Genomic DNA, 12,901 nt, shown 5'->3' on the forward strand with positions numbered 1-12,901 from the left:
CCCTGGATGTATTCATGGCCGGGCGTCCCACGCCACCGGAAGCCGGTGGATGCCATAGATCTCGGCGTCGTCCTTGAACGGCACTTCCTCGGCCGGCACGGCGAGCCGCAGCGAGGGCACCCGCCGGAGGAGGGTGTTGAAGACGATCTCCAGCTCCAGCCGGGCGAGGTTCTGCCCGAGACACTGATGCCGGCCGTATCCGAAGGCCAGGTGGTTGCGGGCGCCGCGGTCGAGCTTCAGCTGGTCCGCCTCGGGAAAGACCTCCGGATCGTGGTTGGCCGCGTTGGTCAGCGAGACGACGGCCTCGCCGGCGCGGATCGTCGTCCCGGCGAGCTCCACGTCGTCCGTGGCCACGCGCGAGTTGCCGAACTCGACGATGGTGAAGTAGCGCAGGAGCTCCTCGACCGCCATCGGGGTGCCCGACGGGTCGGCGAGCAGCGCGGCCAGGTGCTCCGGCCGTTCGAGCAGGGTCAGGACGCCCAGCGAGATCATGTTCGCCGTGGTCTCGTGGCCCGCGACCAGCAGCAGGAACGCCAGCGCGATCACGTCCTCCGGAGCGGCGCCGTCGGCGAGCTGCCGGCTCAGCACGTCGTCGCCCGGCTCACGGCTCTTGCCCTGCACCAGCTCGGCCATGTAGAGCCACAGCGCCTGCATCGTCTTCTGCATCTCGTCGGGCGGCGTATCGCGGTTGACCATGGTCGCGGTGTGGGCCTGGAAGAAGTCGTGGTCGGTGTACGGCACACCGAGCATCTCGCAGATGACCAGCGAGGGCACCGGCAGGGAGAACGCCCGCACCAGGTCGACCGGCTGCGGACCGGCCAGCATCGCGTCGATCAGCTCGTCGACGATCTCCTGGATGCGCGGCCGGAGCTCGGCCACGCGCCGCAGGGTGAACTCGCCGGTGATCGCGCGCCGGGCGGGACCGTGCTCCGGCGGATCCATGTTGATGAGCATCCTGCCCCCGCCGCCGGACGGGGGCACTTCATCGGCGCGGAACGAGGGATAGTGCGGATTGTCGCGATCGGAGCTGAAGCGCGGGTCGGACAGCATGGCCCGGAGGTGATCCATGCGGCTCAGCGCCCAGGCCTCCCGGCCATTGGGCAGCCGCACCCGGGTGATGCCGCCGTTGTCGCGCATCTCGACGTGCTGGGCCGGCGGAGCGTAAGGACAGGTCCGTGCGACCTGCAGGGGCTGGGAAGTCATGCGGAACGTCTCCAAGGGTCTCGAGCGAGTACGTCAGAGCTCTTCGCGCTTTCCGTCATTCAACCGTTTGTATGATTCAAACGTACGTTAGACTTCGGGGAAATGACAACCCCCGATACCCGCCACATGAGGGCCGGACGCCGGCCGTCAGGTCCCGGTCGGCGGCGCGCTCATCGCTGCCGTCAGGTAGGTGATCGCCCAGCGCCGGGCCGCCTCGCCCGCCACCGGGGACAGGCTGGCCGGGGGATTCTGGTAGACCTGGATGCGGTCCACGGCCGTCACGGCGATGATCCCCCGCAGCCGGAACCACAACTCCTCCTGGGACAGGTCGGGCAGCGCGCGCTCGAAGGCGGCCAGGTAGCGGTCGCGGACCGCGACCTCGGACGGGCCGGTCCAGGTGCGCGCCTCCTCGGCCGGGTCGGTGATGATCGTCACGATCAGCCGCGACGTCCGGGCGCCGCCCTCGTCACCGCCCGGCATCTCGTCGAACAGCGGCCCCGCGAACGCCTCCACCAGGTCGGCGACCGTCGGGTCCGAGGTCCGGGCGAGCAGCCGGTCGAGCCTGGCGCACTGCGCGGCGTTGATCGGCTCGACCACCCGGCGGACGACCGCGGCCAGCAACTCCGCCTTCGAGCCGAAGTGGTAGCCGACCGCGGCCAGGTTCGCCCCGGCGAGGTCGGTGATCGCGCGGACCGAGGTGCCGCGGAACCCGCGCTCGGCGAAGAGGCGCTCGGCCGCGTCGAGGAGCTGGGTGCGGGTGTCGGGGGTTGCCATGGGCGTACTATACATGCGTATGATCCATACGAACGTTTGACTGAAGAGGAGCGCCATGAGACTGCTCGTGTACGGCGCCGGCGTGCTCGGCAGCCTGTACGCCGCTCGGCTGCACGAGGCGGGGCTCGACGTCTCGCTGCTGGCCCGGGGCGAGCGCCTGGCCGCCCTGCGCCGGCACGGCGTGCGGCTGGCCGAGGGATACGGCCCGGCCGTCAAACAGGTGCCGGTGCCGGTGGTCGATCACCCGGCCGGCGGGTACGACCTGACCGCCGTCTTCGTCCGCACCCATCAGGTGGACGCGGTGCTCACGTCACTCGCCGATCTCGACGGTGACGTGCTGTTCCTGCTCAACTGGGCGGCCGGCGCGCAGCCGCTGGGCGCGGTGCTCGGCCACGAGCGGGTGCTGCTCGGCTTCGGCTCGGCCGGCGGCACGATGGACGGCGACATCGTCCGCTACCGCCCGGCCGGCCTCTTGACCCGCCGGGTGCCGATGCCGATCGGCGAACCCGACGGCCGCACCACCCCCCGGCTGGACCGGATCCTGCGGACGTTCCGCGCCGCCGGGCTCAACGCCAAGGCCGAGCCGCGGATGGACGCCTGGCTCAAGACGCACGCCGCGTTCTCGGTGCCGCTCGGGCAGGCGGCGTACGCGGCCGGCGGCCCGGAAGCGCTGGCCGACGACCCGGGCGCGGTCCGCGACATGATCCGCCTCATGCGGGACAACCTGGCCGCCCTGCCCATGCCGCCGGTCCCCCGCGCGTTCGCCGCGCTGCGGACACTGCCGGAAGGGCTGCTCGTGGCCGTGCTGCGGCGCTTCCTGCGCAGCCCGACGACCGCGCACAGCGGGCTCAACGACACCTCGCCCGCGACACCGGCCGAGCTCGATCGGCTGACCGAGCAGCTGCGTGCCGCACAGTCGAGAGGGGGATCCCGATGAAGGTCGACGTCGGCCCCGGCGCCGTACTTCTGGTCCGACCAGTACAAAATGAAGATCCAGTCCTACGGATACCTGAGCGTACTTTCACCAGCCCGTAAGATCACTTCGGAGATCCACGACGAGAGAGGTGGTCGCATGGGCGGCTTCGACGACGTGCCCGCCGGGATCGACGCTCGGGTGCCGAGCGTCGCCCGCATGTACGACTACTACCTCGGCGGGAAGGACAACTTCGCCTCCGACCGCGAGGCGGCCGAGAAGATGATCGAAATCGGTCGTCAGATGGGCAACGACACCCGCGAGATCGCCCGCGCCAACCGCCGCTTCCTCGGCAAGGCCGTCACCCTGCTGGCCAAGGCCGGGATCCGCCAGTTCATCGACATCGGCGCGGGCCTGCCGACGCAGGACAACGTCCACCAGGTGGCCAGGCGGCACGTCCCCGACGCGCGGGTGGTGTACGTGGACAACGACCCGATCGTGCTGATCCACGCCCGGGCCCTGCTGGCCGGCGACGCCGACGTCATCGCGGTACAGGGTGACGCCCGGCGCCCCGAGGCGATCCTCGACGATCCGAAGGTCATCGGCCACCTCGACCTGACCCAGCCGTTCGCCGTGCTCATGGTCGCCGTCCTGCACTTCATCGTCGACGACGCGGAAGCGGCCCGGATCACCGCCACCGTCCGCGACCGGCTGGTGCCGGGCGGCCACCTGGTGCTCTCCCACCTGTACGAGGGCAACGCCGCCGACGACGTCACCCAGGCCAGCCAGCTGATCTACCGGAAGACGGCCCCCGGCGGCCTCGCCCGGCGCGGCCTCGACCAGATCTCCGCCTTCTTCGACGGCATGGACCTCATCCCGCCCGGCATCACCCCGGTCGCGGACTGGGACGCGGAGACACCCCCTGAGACGGTCGACCTGGTACGCCCCGGCATCCTGGCAGGCGTAGCCCGCGTCCGCTGAACGCCATGTCTCCGTACGGCCGCTTCGTCATGCGGCACGATCAGATGGGTAGAGACCCCCGGCCCCTACCAGAACAATGCTCCGGTCGGATGCGGCGCGGACACGGAGCTCGTCAGTGAAGCCGGCGGCGCTGTAGCACAGGAGGCGGGCCGTACCCGCGCCGTGGCGGCCCTGGGCGGTGAGCAGAGCACGGACCCGGGTGAGGCGGTCAAGGTGACCGAGACCCATGATGTCGCCCCATGTGGCCTCACCGATCGCGAGCAGGGGCTGTCGGTTGTCGTCGTCGAGACCGTAGGCAACGACGTCGACCTCATGGCTGGTGCGGGCGGCAGGGTCGTTGACGGTGCCGGACCCGACGCGGTGGGGGAAGTCGCCCAGCACTTCCTCAGGAGCGTAGTACCGGGTCCATTGGCGGCACAGATGCTCGAAGTGCGGTCCCAGCACATTCGCGGTGAAGCGCCGTTGCGAGCGCTGCCACAGCCGTGAGGCGTCCCGGGTGTGCTCCAGGTCGGACCAGATGGGGCGCATGACGGCGTGGTGGAAGGTGATCAGGGGCTCGGCGATGCGGAAGCTTGAGCGGTTGTCCTTGAAGACGTCGGGCTCGCGGCTGACCAGGCCGGCATCCTCGAGAACGGTGAGCGGGTGGGTGAGGTCGCCGGATTTGCGGCTCATGAAGGAGGCGATGCCGCCACGGGTGGTGTTGCCCGACGCCATCGCCGCGAGCACCGAGTGGTAGAGGGCGGTGTCGCGTAGGTCGGGTTCGTCGGCCAGGAGGTAGCGGGCCTCGCGGAAGAGTGGGCTGGTCGGGGACAGGACGGTCCGCAGGACCCATGCGTCGAAGTCCCCGGGCCCGGCCGGCGTGTCGTCGCGGGCGAATTCACGGCGGTAGGCGGGCGTGCCTCCGACGATGGCGTTCACCTTGATCGCAGTCACCGGATCGTGCACGCCCCAGAACTCTGCCGCGAGTTGATGATCGAGGGTGGGGACGACGAGTTCCAGGGCGGCCCGGCCGCGCAGGGGCGCGCTGCCGCTGAGCAACCGGCCCATGAACGACATGGCGGAGCCGCACAGCAGCAATCGCGTACGGCTCTCGTCCCGTTCGGCCCGCAGCGGGGCGAGGGCGTTCTGGATGATGGAAGGCAGCCGCGGGTTCGCCCGGGCGAGGTAGGGAAACTCGTCGATGACAACGGGGACGGGCTTGTCGCGTCCCAGCGCCAGCAGGGCGTCCACGACCTCGCTCCAGTCCCGGAAGGACAGCGGCGCCGGAGCCCCGAGCCGCTCGGCGAGGGCCGCCCCGATGCGGTGCAACGACTCGCCGTCCGTGGCTTCCTCGGCCGCGTAGTAGAAGCCACCGGCGGCCTGGCACAGGGCTCTGAGCAGGAAGGTCTTGCCCTGCCGTCGCCGTCCGGACACCACGCCCAGAGAGGCGCCGGGTGAGTCGTCCGTCGCGAAGGAAGTAAGAGCGGCCCACTCGCGGTTCCGGTCGAACATCTCGGCGGGCCTGGGCAGTAGCGCCATGCACACCCCTTAGTCTTTCGTAAGTACAGTTCTCATAACTATACTTATGAAAGACAGCCATCTGCCGGACGCATGAGCGGTCTACGACTCAGCGGCCTTCCCGTGCCCGGCGGGCCTTGTTCAGGCCCATAAGGCCGGTGATCACCGCGACCGGAACCAGTTGGCCTGGGGGGACTGACGTGGGCCCGGTAGTCGGTTACTCAGAATTCGTCGTATCCGGCGACCTGACCGATGGAGAAAATGTGCCGGTTGGCGGCGCAGATCGTCTCCAGTACGTGGACGGGCGTGTCTTCGGCGGAGTAGCTCGCGCGAAGCACCTGAACGATCCACTCTCCGGCCTCGAGCTCCAACGTCTCGCGCTCGAAAGCCGTCGGCGGCCGGGCGGTCAGATGCTCCTCCGCATGCCCGAACGAGTAACCCAGGGCGGTCAACGCTGACTGCAGGGAAGGCTGTACGAACTCCGGCTCGGCCAGCCTGGTGTCACCGAATAGATCCGCGCGAAAGTAGCTCGTCGCGATACGCACCGGCACGTCGTTCGCCGTCATCATCTTGCGCCGGGCCACGATCTCCACACCGGGCTCAACCCGCAGGCAAGCCGCCACCTGATCTCCGGCGGGCTCCAGCCCTACGTAGAGCATCCGGCACACGTTAGCCCCCCGAAGCGAAGGCTCGACAAGGGCGCCTGAGCGCCGGGGGGGCCTGGACGGTAGTCGTTCCCGGTTCGGCTCTCCGTTCAGCGATCCTGGCGGCCTTCACGTTCCCGGCGGCGTAGTCCGCCCCGGTCCAGCCAGTTGTAGATCGCGTCGTACCCCGCGATGCCGAGCGCGATCAGGCCCAGGAGACCGGTGATCACCGCAACCGGGACCAGGCTCAGCACCCCGCAGAGCACGGCCAAGTACGGAGCATAAACGGTGCCATTGAGCGGCTCGTCCCGTTCGTCGCACATGCTAGGCGTTGTCGTTGCGGAGACCGGGCAGGTGGTGGCGGAGCAGGTGGCTCGCAGTGAGACCCATTTGCTTTCGGGTATGCGGGCGTGCTTACATTGAAACTAGAAATTTTCTACCGGTGCCTAGGGGTAACCCGAACACCACATCCTAAGGCCGCCTACGGGCGGCCTTAGCGCTATCTTGACCTGGTGCAACTCTGCTACCTCGATGAGTCTGGTGGCTGCGAGTCCCCCGACATGAGCTTGTCGGCCACCCCGGTCATGGTGCTTCTGGGACTGGTAGTCAATGGCGCTTCGGTCCCCTCGCTGACCAGGGACTTTCTAGCCCTGAAACGCAATCACTTCCCTGCGAGATTCGCCCGTGGGCATGCCCTTGATCATATCCTTGAAGAGGTCAAGGGTAGCGAGATCCTGCAGATGACCCGGAAGCCTTCGCGCAACCAGCGGCGCAAGGCGCATCGGTTCCGTCAAGACCTATTGGATCTTGTAGAAGCACACGACTGCAGGGTTGTAGGGCGAGTGTGGATCAAGGAAGCCGGCAAGGGACTCAATCCGTCGGCCAGTTATAGCTATGCCGTTCAAGACATAGCTCGTCATTTCAGTCAATATCTTACGTCCAGGGGCACTTCGGGCGTATTGATCGCCGACGGCAGAGATCATGAGACCAACCGTGGCGTGGCACATTCGATCTTCACCCAGAAGTGGAGAACGGGTGGTGACCCCTACACGCCCCTCAGCGAAGTACCGCTGTTCTCCGCCAGCGACAACCACGCCGGGCTCCAGATCGCCGATCTGCTGGCAACTACCCTGGTATTCCCCATGGCGGCGTGGGCATATTGCCCTCGACGGCCTGGAAATCCTCATTCATCAGGGCTCTACGCCAACGTGCAAACAGACTTCGGTGCCCGACTCCGAAGTCTGCAATATCGCTACCGCGACGAGACGGGGAAGTGGCGTGGAGGTCTTGTCGTCAGCGATCCCGTGTCCAAGAAGCCCGGCTCTCAGCTTTTCGGAGCCGAATAGCGCCAGCGGCGCTGGCCCGGACCGGCCCTCAGGCCGCAGCCGGGCCAGCAGACCTATGATCGTTTCCCGATGTTGTGAAATATCGAAGTCGTCAGAGCCCTCGCCGTGAGGCTTCGCCCCTCTTTCTTCGCCGGTCGGCTTCGTGCGTTACGCCGGCTCCTTGACCGCCGGGCCGGTTGTTACGAGCTTCGGCACCGCTATGGACAGGGGTGGGCAGGCGGCGTTGTGCGGCGAGCCGGTGCGGCCGGTGATCGTTGGAGACTGGCACGTGCCGTTCGTGGCGATGGTGGCGTACGCATGCCCGACGTGCGTCCAGCTGGCTGTGTCCACCAACGATGCTTACCACCGCCTGTGTTCAAGCCACGCAGCGGACTTCACGGACCGGCCGCTGAGGCTCTGCGGAGCTCTTCGACGGGGTACGGGGTTCGTTTGGTTTCGGTCGTGAGTCGGCGGTGGAAGTCGTGCAGGATCAGGGCGGCTTCCGCGTGCCGGTCGATGATCTCGGCGAGGGCAGGTGGGACGGGCTCGGCGTCGCGCGCGAGCCGGCTGCGCAGGAACGACTCGTGCTGGGCGTCGTCGTGGCGGAGGCCGGGCAGGTGGTGGCGGAGCAGGTGGGTCGCCATGTAGTGGCGGTCGTAGGTGAGGTGGTCGGTGAGGAAGGCGGCCTCGGCCGGCGAGAGGTCGAAGCGGGACGACAGCGCGAGCCCGAAGTCGGCGAAGTAGAGCAGCCGGCCGTCGGTCAGGACGTTGTGGAAATGGGCGTCGAAGTGGACCAGGCCCTGCGAACTCATGAAGGCGGCCCCTTGGGCGAGCTGCCGCTCGGCCCAGGCGTGCCGTGCGACGTCCCGGCCGTCGGCGAGCCATGTGCTCAGCCTGTGCGGGATGTGCTCAAGGAAGAGCACCAGGCTGAGCGTGGATCGGCCGATGGCCTCCAGCCGCGCACGTACGGCTTCCGAGCCCTCCCAGTGCTTGACAGCGCCATCGATGCCGCCGAACTCGTCGGCGAACCCCACCGGAGGGGAGTCCTGGATGATCCGCCAGTGGTACATCAGGGGGAAGCTCCCGTACGTGCCCGCGAGAACCCAGTTGGTGGTCATGATGTGAGTCGCCAGTTCGCGCCAGGCTCCGAAGCCCGCCGAGCCGAGACCGTACTGGTAGAAGGTGGGCAGGTCGAACAGGTTGGCCGTCGATCGGAAGCGCTCGGTCTCCAGGTCCGTCAGCGGGACCCGCTTGACGAAGACCTGCCTCCCGCCGACGTCCAGCTCCGCCGACCTGCCGCCGATACCGGAACCGTGCGCCGGGGCCGTGGCCACGAGGTCGGCGATCCGGCGGTCGCTCAGCATCGACAGCCGGGTGGAGACGGCCTGGTAGGCGGCCAGACGCGCCACGTGCTGTGGATGCATGCGCCGCCTCTCCGAGGGTTGTGACGAAGTCGTCAGGGTACTCGCCGTGAGGCTTCCTGATCTTTCGCCCGGCCGTCAAGGAGCCGGTCGGCAGCTTCGGGCTCTACGCCGGCTCCTTGACGGCCGAGCCCGCCGCAACCTGGTCCCGCGTGACGCGGCGGCGGGTCGGCAGGCCGAGCATCGGGTTGGCAACGCCCCAGGCGGCGCCCTTGCAGACCAGCTCTTTGTAGACGGCGGCGAGCCGTCCGGTCAGGGCCGCCTGTACGGCGCGGTCGTCGGCGGTGACGAGCTGGATCAAGCCCTCCTTGCGGCCCAGCGAGATGCACTGGTTGAAGTAGCGAAGCGGCGCGTTCGGGAGCTTCCCGCCGGTCAGGCGGGCCGCGATCGCGTCGGCGGCCTGCCACGCGGTCGGAATACCCGAGGCGCACGACATCCGCAGCGGCTTGTCACCGGGGCCCATCGCCATGGCCGCGTCACCGATGGCGTACACGTCCGGATGCGAGACCGAGCGCATGGTTCCGTCGACCACGATCTGGCCGGTGCCGGTGACCTCCAGGGCGGTCGCCTTCGCGATGGGGCGGACCGCGAAGCCGGTGGTCCACACGGTGACCGCAGCCGGGATGGTCCTGCCGTCGGCGGTGGCGACGTGGCCGGCTTCGACGCCGGTGACCTCGGTGTGCTCGTACGGGGTGATCCCGAGCTTGCCGAAGACCTTCCGCAGGTGCTCGCGGCCCTTGGGCGAGAGCCAGTCGCCGAGGCCGCCACCGGCGGCGAGGGAGACGTCGAGATCCGGGCGGGCTTCGGCGATCTCGGTCGCGGCCTCGATGCCGGTGAGACCGCCGCCGACGACCACCACGGTCTGCCCGGCGTCGAGACGGGCCAGGCGCTCGCGCAGCCGAAGCGCTCCGGGACGGCCGGCGATCTCATAGGCGTGCTCGGCGGTCCCGGGGACACCCTGGGCGTTCCAGCCGCTGCCGAGAGCGTAGACGAGCGTGTCGTAGGCGAGTTCTTCGGCGCCGGACTCGGGCGCGATCAGGTCGGCGCCGGACTCGGGCGCGATCAAGCCGGCGCTGGACTCCGAAGCGGTCGAGCCTGCGCCGGACCCGGACGCGGTCGAGGCCGGGTCGTTCACGTCGATGACGGTGACGGTCTTGCGGTCGACGTCGATGGTGATGACCTTGGCGAGTCTCAGGTGGACGCCGGTGCCCGCGAACATCTCGCTGAACGGCCGGGGCTTGAGGTCCTGGCCGGTCGCCAGCTGGTGCATGCGGACGCGTTCCACGAAGTCGGGCTCTGCGTTGACGAGGGTGATGGTGACGTCCTCGCGGCGGAGCCGCTTGGCGAGGCGGCCGGCGGCGATGGCTCCGGTGTATCCGGCTCCGAGGACGACGATGCGGTGCTGCATGTCCTTGCTCCTGTCTGGTGCGGGTTCGCCCTTTGAACCGGGCGACCCGCCGTTTCCTGACAGGAACGCGATGTGAAGCACCTCACACAGCGATCAGAAGGCGTTGAACAGAGGCTCCCCATGGTCGGCGACCGCCCACTGCGCGGTTGCGCGTGCGAGCTTGTCGGGGTTGACCTGGCTGCGGATCGCGACGATGCCCTCGGCGGTGACCTCCAGGCACGTGACGCCGACCACCCGTCCGTCCACGACGGCCACGACGGCCACGACGGCGGGATCGCCGTTGGCGGTCCAGGCGTAGATCTCGGGCGCGCCGCCGACCATGGCACGCTTGGCTTCGCCGGGTTTGAACAGCCCCCGCAGGAACTTCGCGACCGCGACGGCGCCCTCGAACACCTTGGCGCGGGCGGGGACCTTCCCGCCCCCGTCGCCGATCGAGATGGCGTCCTCGGTGAGCAGGCGCACGAGCGGCTCGATCTGACCGCTGGTGGCGGCCGCCAGGAACTCCTCGATGATCCGCCGGGCGGCTACCTCGTCGACCTCGGTGCGGGCCTTGCCGTCCGCGACGTGCTTCTTGGCGCGGTGCAGGATCTGCTGGCTGGCGGCCTCGGTGAGGTCGAGGATCTCGGCGATCTCCCGGTGCGGGAAGGCGAAGGCCTCCCGCAGCACGTACACCGCCCGCTCGGTGAGGGAGAGGCGCTCCATGAGGGCGAGGACCGCGTACGAGACCGATTCGCGCTGCTCGGCGGCTTCGGCCGGGCCGAGCATCGGGTCCCCGGCAAGCAGCGGCTCGGGAAGCCATTGGCCCACGTAGGTCTCGCGACGGGCCCGCGCGGAGCTGAGCTGGTTGAGGCACAGGTTGGTGAGGACCTTCGTCAGCCAGGCTTCCAGAACCTCGATGCGGTCGACGTCGGCGGCCTGCCAGCGCAGGAACGTCTCCTGTACGGCGTCCTCGGCCTCCCCGGCGGAGCCGAGAAGGCGGTAGGCGATGGCCTCCAGGCGCGGCCTGAACGCCTCGAACCGGTTGACATCGTTCACGGTCAGGGCCATGACCCGATCCTAGGTCGCCCGGCCCGAATCGGCCGCGCCGCGATGGGCCCTTCGCCGTTCGACGGCCTGCCCGACCTCGCGGAGCGGCAAGCCGCGCAGCACTGGGTCGTCATGCTCCAAAACCAGCAAGGCCACCCCAGAGGGTGGCCTTGCTGGTGAACACTGACGCTTCGAGGTGGAGCTATGGGGATTCGAACCCCAGACCTCCTCCATGCCATGGAGGCGCGCTACCAACTGCGCCATAGCCCCGTGCAGTGCTGTGTTCCCCAGTGTATCGGACTTCCCCGGCCCCCAAGTACGCCATTTCCGGCGTAGACCCCCACTCCCATGGACATGGTCAATCGGGCGTGCCCGAAGTGCCCGCGGTGTTGGCCTGGAGGAACGCGGTGAGGGCGGTGGCGACCTCGGCGGGCCGTTCGGCGTGGGGCAGGTGGCCCGTCTCGTCGAAGACGCGCAGCCCGGCATGGGGCAGGGCGAGGCGCAGACGCTCGGGGTCGGGCAGCGGAGTGACGCGGTCGGCACGCCCCCAGAGCACGAGCGTGGGAACGCCCCGGTCGTCGTTGCGCCGATAGAGAGCGCCGGCGTCGTGGACGGGCATCCGGCGCACGGAGGAGAGCACCGCGCGCTGGAATCCGGGCGCGGTGGCGTAGGGACGGAACCGCGAGCGCAGCGCCTGGACGATCTCGGGCCGGTCGGAGTAGTCGGGCAGGCGGGACAGCAGGACGGCGGTGCCGACGGCCGCGAGCAGCACGTCGCCGAGCACCGGGCGCTGCATCAGGCGTACGGCCGGGGACATGCGGACGCCGAAGCCGTCCGGCGCGACGTAGGTCAGGCTCGCCACCCGTTCGGGGCGGCGGTCGGCGAAGCGGGCGGTGATGAGGGCCCCGAACGCGAGCGCGACCAGGTGCACGGGTCCGGCCGGTTCGACACGGTCGAGCAACTCGGTGAGCTGGCGGTCGAAGGCGTCGGCGTCGTAGGTGATGCGCGGCGCGGCCGAGGCGCCCCGGCCGATGAGGTCGTAGCGCAGTACGCGGTAGCCGCCGGCGGCGATGGTGTCGGCGAGACCGTCCCAGACGAACATCGGCAGGGTGGCGCCGGGCACGAAGACGACGACGGGGGCGCCGGCCGGCCCGTCGAGACGATAGTGGGTACGGCCGGCGGGCAGATCGAGGAACTGGTCGGCCAGGTCAGGCATGATCGGCGCTTCCTTCGTCGACGAGGTGACGAGTGGCGGGGGACGCCTGGGTGACGGCGTCGTGGGCGAGGCCGCGCATGACGCGCCGCCAGCCTTCGGCGGCGGCCGGGCCGGCGGCGTCGAAGACGGCGGACAGGTGGGCGAGCTGGGGACCGGTGGCGGCACGTTCGAGCGCCTGCCCCGCGGTGGTGGCCGACAGCGCCCGCTCGCGCCCGCTGCGTGCGGAGACGTCGCCCGTGATGAGGTCACGGCGCCGCAGGTCCGACAGCGGCCGGTGGAGCGCCTGGCGAGAGATGCCGAGCGCCCCGGCCAGCTCGCCGACGCTGATGCCGGGGCTGCGGGCGACGACGTACAGCACCCGGTGGTGCATCCGGCCGAGACCGTGCTCGGCGAGCACGGTGTCGGCGTCGTCGATGAAGGAGCGCCAGCCGAGGAAGAACAGTGCGACATCGCGCTCATCCGTCAACATGTCAACCATGTTGCTATATTACGG

14 protein-coding genes and 1 tRNA gene are annotated in these 12,901 nt (G+C 69.2%); 3 read left to right on the forward strand and 12 right to left on the reverse strand.

All coding sequences use genetic code 11. The features are described from left to right. Positions 1–12: 12 nt before the first annotated feature. Positions 13–1,203, reverse strand: a complete 1,191-nt coding sequence (locus IEY87_RS24170) for a cytochrome P450 (RefSeq protein WP_189141030.1) — start codon at positions 1,201–1,203, stop codon at positions 13–15. 147 nt (positions 1,204–1,350) lie between these two features. Further along, a complete protein-coding gene (locus IEY87_RS24175) occupies positions 1,351–1,977 on the reverse strand; it encodes a TetR/AcrR family transcriptional regulator (protein WP_189141031.1) in 627 nt (208 codons plus the stop codon). 55 nt (positions 1,978–2,032) lie between these two features. Here IEY87_RS24175 and IEY87_RS24180 point away from each other — a divergent pair, with 55 nt between their 5' ends. Both IEY87_RS24180 and IEY87_RS24185 read left to right on the forward strand, forming a co-directional pair. Then, positions 2,033–2,914 carry a ketopantoate reductase family protein gene (locus IEY87_RS24180; RefSeq protein ID WP_189141032.1) on the forward strand — a complete coding sequence of 294 codons (882 nt, stop codon included), beginning with the start codon at positions 2,033–2,035 and terminating at the stop codon, positions 2,912–2,914. A 135-nt stretch (positions 2,915–3,049) separates the two neighbouring features. After that, on the forward strand, positions 3,050–3,871 hold the full coding sequence (locus tag IEY87_RS24185) for an SAM-dependent methyltransferase (protein ID WP_189141033.1): 822 nt from the start codon (positions 3,050–3,052) through the stop codon (positions 3,869–3,871). Between the two features lie 27 nt (positions 3,872–3,898). On the opposite strand, the gene IEY87_RS24190 is transcribed toward IEY87_RS24185, so the two are convergent. The 3 genes from IEY87_RS24190 to IEY87_RS24200 all read right to left on the reverse strand — a co-directional run bounded on the left by IEY87_RS24190 (position 3,899) and on the right by IEY87_RS24200 (position 6,335). After that, positions 3,899–5,389 (reverse strand): AAA family ATPase, encoded by a 1,491-nt coding sequence (locus IEY87_RS24190; protein ID WP_189141034.1) that lies wholly within the window; start codon positions 5,387–5,389, stop codon positions 3,899–3,901. Between the two features lie 200 nt (positions 5,390–5,589). Beyond that, positions 5,590–6,027: a UTRA domain-containing protein gene (locus IEY87_RS24195; protein WP_225277528.1), complete on the reverse strand. Its 438-nt coding sequence runs from the start codon at positions 6,025–6,027 to the stop codon at positions 5,590–5,592. 95 nt (positions 6,028–6,122) lie between these two features. Then, positions 6,123–6,335 carry a hypothetical protein gene (locus tag IEY87_RS24200; RefSeq protein ID WP_189141035.1) on the reverse strand — a complete coding sequence of 71 codons (213 nt, stop codon included), beginning with the start codon at positions 6,333–6,335 and terminating at the stop codon, positions 6,123–6,125. A 189-nt stretch (positions 6,336–6,524) separates the two neighbouring features. Here IEY87_RS24200 and IEY87_RS24205 point away from each other — a divergent pair, with 189 nt between their 5' ends. Beyond that, positions 6,525–7,358, forward strand: a complete 834-nt coding sequence (locus tag IEY87_RS24205) for a DUF3800 domain-containing protein (protein ID WP_189141036.1) — start codon at positions 6,525–6,527, stop codon at positions 7,356–7,358. A 147-nt stretch (positions 7,359–7,505) separates the two neighbouring features. Here IEY87_RS24205 and IEY87_RS24210 read toward each other — a convergent pair whose 3' ends face one another. From IEY87_RS24210 to IEY87_RS24240, 7 genes are all read right to left on the reverse strand, one after another. Continuing rightward, on the reverse strand, positions 7,506–7,688 hold the full coding sequence (locus tag IEY87_RS24210; RefSeq protein WP_189141037.1) for a hypothetical protein: 183 nt from the start codon (positions 7,686–7,688) through the stop codon (positions 7,506–7,508). Positions 7,689–7,732: 44 nt separating this feature from the next. Continuing rightward, positions 7,733–8,761 carry a serine/threonine-protein kinase gene (locus IEY87_RS24215; protein WP_189141038.1) on the reverse strand — a complete coding sequence of 343 codons (1,029 nt, stop codon included), beginning with the start codon at positions 8,759–8,761 and terminating at the stop codon, positions 7,733–7,735. Between the two features lie 103 nt (positions 8,762–8,864). Then, positions 8,865–10,166, reverse strand: a complete 1,302-nt coding sequence (locus IEY87_RS24220) for an NAD(P)/FAD-dependent oxidoreductase (protein WP_189141039.1) — start codon at positions 10,164–10,166, stop codon at positions 8,865–8,867. Between the two features lie 93 nt (positions 10,167–10,259). After that, positions 10,260–11,213 carry an RNA polymerase sigma factor SigJ gene (sigJ, locus tag IEY87_RS24225; protein ID WP_189141040.1) on the reverse strand — a complete coding sequence of 318 codons (954 nt, stop codon included), beginning with the start codon at positions 11,211–11,213 and terminating at the stop codon, positions 10,260–10,262. 176 nt (positions 11,214–11,389) lie between these two features. Beyond that, positions 11,390–11,462: transfer RNA gene (locus tag IEY87_RS24230), tRNA-Ala, on the reverse strand. Positions 11,463–11,550: 88 nt separating this feature from the next. After that, a complete protein-coding gene (locus tag IEY87_RS24235) occupies positions 11,551–12,408 on the reverse strand; it encodes an alpha/beta fold hydrolase (protein WP_189141041.1) in 858 nt (285 codons plus the stop codon). Beyond that, positions 12,401–12,886, reverse strand: a complete 486-nt coding sequence (locus IEY87_RS24240; protein ID WP_194511334.1) for a MarR family winged helix-turn-helix transcriptional regulator — start codon at positions 12,884–12,886, stop codon at positions 12,401–12,403. Before IEY87_RS24240 ends, IEY87_RS24235 begins: the two co-directional genes overlap by 8 nt. Positions 12,887–12,901 lie beyond the last annotated feature (15 nt).

Origin of the sequence: Nonomuraea glycinis, assembly GCF_014646515.1 — a bacterium.
GTDB classification, from domain to species: domain Bacteria; phylum Actinomycetota; class Actinomycetes; order Streptosporangiales; family Streptosporangiaceae; genus Nonomuraea; species Nonomuraea glycinis.

Excerpts from the sequence above, each read along its gene's own strand:
- IEY87_RS24170 (WP_189141030.1), bottom strand. The coding sequence starts at position 1,203 with ATGACTTCCCAGCCCCTGCAGGTCGCACGGACCTGTCCTTACGCTCCG.
- IEY87_RS24175 (WP_189141031.1), bottom strand. The coding sequence starts at position 1,977 with ATGGCAACCCCCGACACCCGCACCCAGCTCCTCGACGCGGCCGAGCGC.
- IEY87_RS24180 (WP_189141032.1), top strand. The coding sequence starts at position 2,033 with ATGAGACTGCTCGTGTACGGCGCCGGCGTGCTCGGCAGCCTGTACGCC.
- IEY87_RS24185 (WP_189141033.1), top strand. The coding sequence starts at position 3,050 with ATGGGCGGCTTCGACGACGTGCCCGCCGGGATCGACGCTCGGGTGCCG.
- IEY87_RS24190 (WP_189141034.1), bottom strand. The coding sequence starts at position 5,389 with ATGGCGCTACTGCCCAGGCCCGCCGAGATGTTCGACCGGAACCGCGAG.
- IEY87_RS24195 (WP_225277528.1), bottom strand. The coding sequence starts at position 6,027 with ATGCTCTACGTAGGGCTGGAGCCCGCCGGAGATCAGGTGGCGGCTTGC.
- IEY87_RS24200 (WP_189141035.1), bottom strand. The coding sequence starts at position 6,335 with ATGTGCGACGAACGGGACGAGCCGCTCAATGGCACCGTTTATGCTCCG.
- IEY87_RS24215 (WP_189141038.1), bottom strand. The coding sequence starts at position 8,761 with ATGCATCCACAGCACGTGGCGCGTCTGGCCGCCTACCAGGCCGTCTCC.
- IEY87_RS24220 (WP_189141039.1), bottom strand. The coding sequence starts at position 10,166 with ATGCAGCACCGCATCGTCGTCCTCGGAGCCGGATACACCGGAGCCATC.
- sigJ (WP_189141040.1), bottom strand. The coding sequence starts at position 11,213 with ATGGCCCTGACCGTGAACGATGTCAACCGGTTCGAGGCGTTCAGGCCG.
- IEY87_RS24235 (WP_189141041.1), bottom strand. The coding sequence starts at position 12,408 with ATGCCTGACCTGGCCGACCAGTTCCTCGATCTGCCCGCCGGCCGTACC.
- IEY87_RS24240 (WP_194511334.1), bottom strand. The coding sequence starts at position 12,886 with ATGGTTGACATGTTGACGGATGAGCGCGATGTCGCACTGTTCTTCCTC.